This window comes from Luteolibacter algae, assembly GCF_042683045.1.
GTDB lineage: Bacteria > Verrucomicrobiota > Verrucomicrobiia > Verrucomicrobiales > Akkermansiaceae > Luteolibacter > Luteolibacter algae.
In genome coordinates, this window is the sequence record NZ_JBHUIT010000033.1 from 1 (window position 1) to 7,208 (window position 7,208).

At 51.6% G+C, this 7,208-nt stretch carries 7 protein-coding genes and 1 CRISPR repeat array; of the genes, 4 read left to right on the top strand and 3 right to left on the bottom strand.

The annotated features are described in order from the left end of the window. Nucleotides 1–36 precede the first annotated feature (36 nt). Nucleotides 37–1,445: direct repeats of the CRISPR family, unit length 28 nt; unit sequence GTTCACTGCCGCACAGGCAGCTTAGAAA. A 336-nt stretch (nt 1,446–1,781) separates the two neighbouring features. Together ACFSSA_RS14430 and ACFSSA_RS14435 are read right to left on the bottom strand one after the other, a co-directional pair. Next, entirely contained in the window at nt 1,782–1,922 is a 141-nt protein-coding gene (locus ACFSSA_RS14430) for a hypothetical protein (protein WP_386821283.1), read from the bottom strand. 94 nt (nt 1,923–2,016) lie between these two features. Beyond that, complete coding sequence (locus ACFSSA_RS14435; RefSeq protein WP_386821285.1) at nt 2,017–2,706, bottom strand: Abi family protein; 690 nt, start codon at nt 2,704–2,706, stop codon at nt 2,017–2,019. 50 nt (nt 2,707–2,756) lie between these two features. Here ACFSSA_RS14435 and ACFSSA_RS14440 point away from each other — a divergent pair, with 50 nt between their 5' ends. Beyond that, nucleotides 2,757–3,056 carry a hypothetical protein gene (locus tag ACFSSA_RS14440; protein WP_386821287.1) on the top strand — a complete coding sequence of 100 codons (300 nt, stop codon included), beginning with the start codon at nt 2,757–2,759 and terminating at the stop codon, nt 3,054–3,056. A 50-nt stretch (nt 3,057–3,106) separates the two neighbouring features. Here the strand turns inward: ACFSSA_RS14440 and ACFSSA_RS14445 are convergent, their stop codons facing one another. Continuing rightward, a complete protein-coding gene (locus ACFSSA_RS14445) occupies nt 3,107–3,415 on the bottom strand; it encodes a PEP-CTERM sorting domain-containing protein (RefSeq protein ID WP_386821289.1) in 309 nt (102 codons plus the stop codon). A gap of 804 nt (nt 3,416–4,219) precedes the next feature. On the opposite strand from ACFSSA_RS14445, the gene ACFSSA_RS14450 reads away from it, so the two are divergent. The 3 genes from ACFSSA_RS14450 to ACFSSA_RS14460 all read left to right on the top strand — a co-directional run bounded on the left by ACFSSA_RS14450 (nt 4,220) and on the right by ACFSSA_RS14460 (nt 7,182). Continuing rightward, entirely contained in the window at nt 4,220–4,864 is a 645-nt protein-coding gene (locus tag ACFSSA_RS14450) for a transposase (protein ID WP_386821291.1), read from the top strand. Then, nucleotides 4,839–5,222, top strand: a complete 384-nt coding sequence (locus tag ACFSSA_RS14455) for a DDE-type integrase/transposase/recombinase (protein WP_386821293.1) — start codon at nt 4,839–4,841, stop codon at nt 5,220–5,222. The genes ACFSSA_RS14450 and ACFSSA_RS14455 overlap by 26 nt, the downstream gene beginning before the upstream one ends. Before the next feature lie 1,051 nt (nt 5,223–6,273). Further along, nucleotides 6,274–7,182: a hypothetical protein gene (locus ACFSSA_RS14460; protein ID WP_386821292.1), complete on the top strand. Its 909-nt coding sequence runs from the start codon at nt 6,274–6,276 to the stop codon at nt 7,180–7,182. The last annotated feature ends 26 nt before the right edge of the window (nt 7,183–7,208 follow it).

Here is a 7,208-nt window from a genome sequence, read left to right on the forward strand (position 1 = left end):
CGCTATTAGTCAACGAGTTTTCAAAGCTATAGAACTGTTCACTGCCGCACAGGCAGCTTAGAAATCAAAAGCCACTCGGAGCCCATCCACCGCCTCGTTCACTGCCGCACAGGCAGCTTAGAAATTCAACGGGGCCGGAGCGGCCGCCAGATCCGGGTTCACTGCCGCACAGGCAGCTTAGAAAATGAGCCCCCTCTCCATCCGCATCATCGAGGAGTTCACTGCCGCACAGGCAGCTTAGAAAGCGATGGAGGCGGTGGAGGGCGCGGAGGTTTTGTTCACTGCCGCACAGGCAGCTTAGAAAGTAGGATGCTGAGGCGATTCTCACTGGATAAAGTTCACTGCCGCACAGGCAGCTTAGAAAGAACGGAAAAACACGGTTGTATCTCTCAATAAGTTCACTGCCGCACAGGCAGCTTAGAAATTTGGGACTTGCTCTTTTTCGAGGAGAAACAAGTTCACTGCCGCACAGGCAGCTTAGAAAAGTAAAGTGGTATTGCAAGGGGGGAATGAGTTGTTCACTGCCGCACAGGCAGCTTAGAAATCTGCAAAGATTACGGTGTTGAGGAAGCGATTGTTCACTGCCGCACAGGCAGCTTAGAAAACCCGCGATAGGTCTAGCAATCGGCCTTGAAAGTTCACTGCCGCACAGGCAGCTTAGAAATCTATTATATGTAACTCTCGCCGTCTCGAATAGTTCACTGCCGCACAGGCAGCTTAGAAATACTCACGGGAGAGGGATAAGCAGGGGCTCGCGTTCACTGCCGCACAGGCAGCTTAGAAAAGATACAGTTTGGCCAAATGAGGTAAAATCTAGTTCACTGCCGCACAGGCAGCTTAGAAAAAACAAGCCCACGATACTATGCGCCCCGTAATGTTCACTGCCGCACAGGCAGCTTAGAAATCACGGATTACCGAGGACTGTTTGCAATACAAGTTTACTGCCGCACAGGCAGCTTAGAAATCATCCTCTTCATCGCCCGGGCCGGACCATTCGTTCACTGCCGCACAGGCAGCTTAGAAATTGCAAAAACTCGCGGACGCATCCGGCGAAACGTTCACTGCCGCACAGGCAGCTTAGAAACATCCGGAGGCCATGCCCTTTGACTATCGGGTCGTTCACTGCCGCACAGGCAGCTTAGAAAACTCACGGTTGATCGCATTCTTTCATGGGCAGGTTCACTGCCGCACAGGCAGCTTAGAAAATGCGCTTGGCGACCTCCTTTGCAGCGTCCAGGTTCACTGCCGCACAGGCAGCTTAGAAAAAATTGATGCGTCAACACTTTCCCCCTGTCCGGTTCACTGCCGCACAGGCAGCTTAGAAATTTGCAAGCCACTTCCTTGCGGCTTTCGGCGAGTTCACTGCCGCACAGGCAGCTTAGAAACTACCCATGGCCGGAGTCCTATCCTACGCACTGTTCACTGCCGCGCAGGCAGCTTAGAAAACACATTGACCCAACCCCGAAGCTGGATACTTCCGCAGGGGTGCAATTCTTTCACGAACTCAATGACGGACGGATTCTGGGCAGCGGCGATTTCACCAGAATCGAAGATGAGGCACAGTTCAAACTTGTTGCTCGATTACCAGAATCTCCGGGGTATATCTCCGCAGAAGTGGGGGACATACCTAGTAGACCGGCGAAAAAATCACGATTATCCTTGGAATCACCAACAAAAAAAGGATCGCCACAGGCGATACAGCCAGTTGTTCCGTATCCAGAAAATCGGTGACGATCCGCTCGTGATGGTCGACCGTTCAGAGTATAACTGACCAGAGTGGTTCAACTTCCCGTCGCGCTCTCCCGGAGGGTAAGCAGCTTTTCCTTCCAGTCGTCTGGAAAGCCCATCGTCTCCGGACAAGCCAGCGGGCAGCCTTCCAGCAATTTTTCAAGACGTTCCAGCCAGGTGTTTTCCGGTTCCACGCTCCAGAGACAATAAACTAGCGCCGCTACCTGTGCGAAGAAGCACTGGTTATCCCCGACGATCCCTTTCAGGTATCCTTTCTTGCGGGGGCCACTAACGTATCGGGAATCCCAGACCCGCGACTGATGGGCGCACTTGTTCCGCAAATCGTTGATCGTGGCTCCAGGAAACCATCTCTCCGACGGACAAATGGAACGCGTCTGAAACCGGTTTCTTGTCCTGGTTGTTTACCAGCATCCCATAAGCCCTCGACCAGGTTCCTAGGGTCAGCGTTTCCGCCAGCATCCAACATGGCGGATATTCCGGATCGTCATATGTCGCGTGGTATTTCTTGATGAACGGCGTCTGTTTGTCCCTCGCCACCGATTCTAGAAACTCCGCATGATCGAAATACGGCTTTCCCGTTTTTTCATCGGTCTTGTCGCTCCACAATGTGGAGTCAATGAACCAGTGCGGACCGTATTTCGCGGCCATGGTGTTGTTCATCGAGGTTCTGAACGCGACCTCGAAGCGTTCCACCGCATCGAGAACCAGTAACCGCAAATGGCGGTCAAATTCATAGAGTCTCACGATATCCTCGAAGGTGGCGCCCTTGATGAAATCTTCCTCGAGTTTGCCATCGGGAGTTTTCTTGCGAAACGGCAGAGCGTAGCCAGTCAGCCTATAATAGCCGCTTTTTTCCAGCCAGTGGGTTGCGAAAAAGTCGTCATCTATGGCCAACCCGCGCGACCTCATCAGCTCGATGTGCTGTGCTGTGGTCAGATATTTCTTATCAAACTTCATGGCGTCAGACTTAATCCTTGCTCCATGGGTTCGGAAAATCAGGCAAAAAAATGGCGCAGCGTGGTTCGCTCCCGGTTACCCAGGGTCGCGTGCTGCGCACTATTGATAACAAGGTAGGAAATCCCTTTGATATATCAAGTGATATTTATTCAAACTTTCACTGTGCAGAAGAGGCTATCCAGCCCCCGCCCAACGGGATTCCAGTCTTGTTCGGCATTCGTCACCGGAACCGCGTTGGCGAGAGCCTGCCGGGGGGTATTCCCGATTCCAGTGCAGCCCCTTCCATGCCAGAGTATGGATTTTTTCTCAAGTTCGATCAAGAAGCGCAGGGCGGAAATTGCCGCCTGTAATCTGGAAGAACGCCGGAAGTCCCGCCTTGGAGCAAATGGAATTTACATGGTCATTGGAAACGTTTGCGTCTGATCAAGAAACAGATCGCTCCGCAGATGACGATCAGGGCGCTTGTCGGTTCTGGAACCGCACCCGCGACGATTGCCTTGTCCGGATCGGTCTCCCAGGCGATGCCATGAATTGAAAGTCCGAACGCACCTCCGGATACCTCAAGCCATCCGTAGTGCCAACCGTCTTCCTTCAAGATGCGGAAAGCGAGAAATCCTGTAATCCTCACTTCCCACATAAAAGGTGCCCGCCTGTCCTGTAGCCTCTGGACCGATCGATACAGGAGGCGAAAGCATTGTAAAAGTCCCATTTCGGAAGTTATTGCCATCCCATTGAACCTGGGTTTGGGGAGTGTAAAGCAGCGATGAGTCAGCTCCGATGATTGAACCTACGAGCATACCGGCACAAAGCGAAGCCGGATCACGATTTGGTGGCAAATAAGGAGCTCCTAGAATCTGGACACTACCGTAAGGGGCAGCATAGACACCGCTTGCAGTCGTCCCCGCGTCTGTCCGATCAAGGGTAGAATATAGCCCGAAATCGGTAGATCCGTCACTATCCACGTCGAATTCGAAGCTTTTACGTGAATCCGAGGCTGAAACCATCATCCAATCCCCGACCCTCACACCGTCGAAAGGCAGGTGCCGTCTGGATTTTTTCGGATCGAAATCTGTGTGTAGATTACGGCTCCCTGCGAAAAGCACAAGAGCAGGGGGGAAAAATGCCGAAATGTACAAAAGGGGAGATCACATGATGGATAGTGATAGTTCTTATAAGTGAGACTTCAAGAGACCGGCAACCGAATCGCAGAAAAGCCTGGGGAAAATGAGGCTGTTGTGGACTCCGCTTCGGATTACGGGGACTTTGGATGATATGGATAAGGATCTGAACGGGCGGTTGATCGAGGCGGCGGGGATGTGGGTGTCTGAGCGTCTCCAAGCTCAAGCGCATGTATGCCGATCTCGCGATGGAGAACGATGCCATCAAATCGCTGCCCGAAAAAAGAACTCTGAAGTCGGCTGGCTGATTGAGGAGGTATGACGTCTCCCCCGAAAACCGGACGGATTGAAACTTGAGGGATTTCCGGTAGAAACATCGGAAAGGAACCAAGGAAATGAAGAGAAGTCAGTATACGCCGGAGCAAGTGACCTACGCGTTGAAGCAGAACGAGGCGGGTGAAACCGTTGCCTCGCTTTGCCGGAAGATGGGGGTTAGCGAAGCGACCTTTTACAACTGGAAGAAGAAGTATGCGGGGATGGGGATTAGCGATGTCCGCGAGCTGCGCCTGCTTCGTGAAGAGAACATGAAGCTCAAGCGGCTGGTTGCGGATCTGAGCCTCGACAAGCATATCCTGCAGGAGGTTCTGGCAAAAAAGCCCGGATGCAAACGCGAGTTAGTTGATTGGATGAAGGCGGCCTACCGGATCAGTTCGAGCCGGGCTTGCCGTCTCGCCGGTCTGGCGCGTTCGGGTTACTATTACGAGCCGAAGGGCAATCCGTTCAACGAGCTGCTGGCACGGAGAATCAAGGAGATTTCGTCCGTAAGGATACGCTTCGGTTGTCAGCGGATCCACACAATGCTGGTAAGGGAAGGTTGGCAAGTGAACCGGAAGAGGGTCAGAAGGCTGTATTTGCAGGAAGGGCTGCAGCTGCGACGTAAAGAAGCGGACGAAACGCGGCTCGCATCTTCGGGTGATTCCCGCGAAGGCAGTGAAAATGAACGAGCGGTGGTCGATGGACTTTGTTACCGACCGGCTTGAGAGCGGGAGCTATTTCAGGATACTGCCGGTTGTGGACCAGTTCACACGTGAGTGCCTGGCTGTCAAAGCGGGCCGGTCGCTGGGAGGCAAGGACGTTGCGAAATGTCTTGGTGAAGTCATCCCATCACGTGGCACGCCGGATACGATCACGGTCGACAACGGTTCCGAATTTTACAGTCGTGAGATGGATGCATGGGCATACCGGAACGGCATCAGCCTGGATTTCATCCGTCCCGGCAAGCCGGTTGAGAACGCATACATTGAGAGCTTCAACGGACGGCTTAGAGACGAATGCTGGAACACACAGCTGTTTTTTGATCTCATGGACGCACAGGAGAAAACGACCGGGATAACTTGAGTATCGCTGTCCAGTTTTTGGGGATGGGTCAAATGGCAGAGTTGTGCATTAAGGATTTGACCAAGCCATTGGGGCCACTCTGAGGAAAATAGAAATTCGAGATCCTCTTCCTCAACAGTAAGCATTTCGCCGCCGAGGTTCCGAAGGGTCACACGAGGGCGGAGAACCGAAGTTCTGGTAGTATTCGCCGGATCATGACTCCGGATTGTGTAGTCGGATAAAACCTCGTAACAATGACGGGTCATTGTACTCCCGTTCCACAAGCCAGCATTGATGATGTCACCGGGTTGGACGTGGTAAATTGAGCAGGTTTTACCGGGAATCGGTCCGAGCGTGACTCCTTCGCCTGGACGGCTTTCAGGAAAACGGATCTCTGTATGGAAATTCGGGTATTCGTTCGGATTCAATCCGGTGTCGATGGCAATAAGTGTGGAGCCATGCTTAGTTGGGATGATGCAGTATTTTGGGATGGGTGGTGTCTGGGTATTCATGATGGGGTTGGTAGACGTATGAGAAATTCGTTGAGGGTATTTCTGTTTCATTCGGTTGGATCGCTCGCCAGAAATATGACGGTGTAGGTTCGATCCGCAGACGTGACGATGGTTACCAGATCTACTATGGATGCCGCATCGGAGGCGACATACTGGGATATAATTTCGGTATTATCCGCCAATGACCGGATATTGCTTTCCAGGTCATATTGGGATCCTTCGTGCCAGTCGCCGGCGAGGTGTCGTCGGACGAGAGGCAGGTAGTTGAACCCTTTATGGACCGTTTAAACTACAGGGGAAACGTGGATTTTGTGCAAAAACACACGGGAAACACACGGTGAATTGGCTGCGCGGATGAATGCGACGGGTAGCCAAAGCGGTTGCCGATGCCACTGGCCAACTGCTGATTGGAATACTTGGAGGACATGAGATCAGGGACGGTTGGGAATGAACGTCCAAAACGAGCTGGCATCAGCTAGTGGCGCTCATGATCAAATGAAAGCGGTTGCCCCTCCATTTTCGTCGGGATAAGCCCCATCTATCCGCTGGCCATGTAAGTCTTGCGCGATACGATGCCACTGATGGAGCGCCCAATTTTTAGAGCCTTTCGGGAAGAAGCCAATGTAATCTCTACAGGCGGCTACCACGATGGAGTGTCAACAAATATCTTCCTCAACCACGGAAAAGACCCGTTGGTGAATTTACACGAGAATGTCCATGACAGGATATTTAGCTCCTGCCCGGATGCACGAATCCTGGCTGTGCTTCTTTTTGGTGAGAGGAAAGAATTTGCCGCACTAGAGGACAAGAGAGCGATTCCGAAATTTTCCGAATTGATCAATGCTATGTATTCGGCATCCGAGTTCGCGCATGAGGTGTTTGCTACTTATTTGTCAATAAAGGTATTTCATATTTCTGAGCATTCTGCCCAAGCAATGCGCTATCCTAGAGATTATCAGAAATACTATGAATTTCTTTCGGTTCCACTAGACGAAAGGTTGGGATCGAGTTACCTCCAGTATTTGGTGGCGAATGCGCTCATGGTGAATTCGTTTTCCACCCCATTTTATCGGCGATTTTTGAGATCACTTCCGCAAGTGATCACTAGCTTGAAATTTGACGAGAATCCCAATCAGCGCCTTATCGCAATGATGGACGTTCTTGGATCTGGCGATCGACTTGATCGACTTTTGGCCCAGTTGCAAAGAATTGCGGATGAAATATCTGGTAGTAACGGATTCCAAACATGGAATCTTCAATCTGAAGATGCTTGGATTGCTGCGAACGGTCAAGAACGACAATTAATAGAATACGCAATCAGCAACTTTCTGTTCGGGTGGATTTCACGTGAGGCTCGACTGGAGATGTATGAGTTTGATGAGCGTGATTCCGAATGCTTTATTAAGTTCGCGAATTTATTTGGGTATGGACCTGGCCTGACCCCAGAAAATCGGACAGCTCCTTTTTAGAGTTCTTGTGGTAAAACCACTGAAAC

What these genes read in the sequence shown, in the direction of transcription:
- ACFSSA_RS14435 (WP_386821285.1), bottom strand. Translation starts at nt 2,706, where the DNA reads ATGAAGTTTGATAAGAAATATCTGACCACAGCACAGCACATCGAGCTG.
- ACFSSA_RS14440 (WP_386821287.1), top strand. Translation starts at nt 2,757, where the DNA reads ATGGCGCAGCGTGGTTCGCTCCCGGTTACCCAGGGTCGCGTGCTGCGC.
- ACFSSA_RS14445 (WP_386821289.1), bottom strand. Translation starts at nt 3,415, where the DNA reads ATGGGACTTTTACAATGCTTTCGCCTCCTGTATCGATCGGTCCAGAGG.
- ACFSSA_RS14450 (WP_386821291.1), top strand. Translation starts at nt 4,220, where the DNA reads ATGAAGAGAAGTCAGTATACGCCGGAGCAAGTGACCTACGCGTTGAAG.
- ACFSSA_RS14455 (WP_386821293.1), top strand. Translation starts at nt 4,839, where the DNA reads ATGGACTTTGTTACCGACCGGCTTGAGAGCGGGAGCTATTTCAGGATA.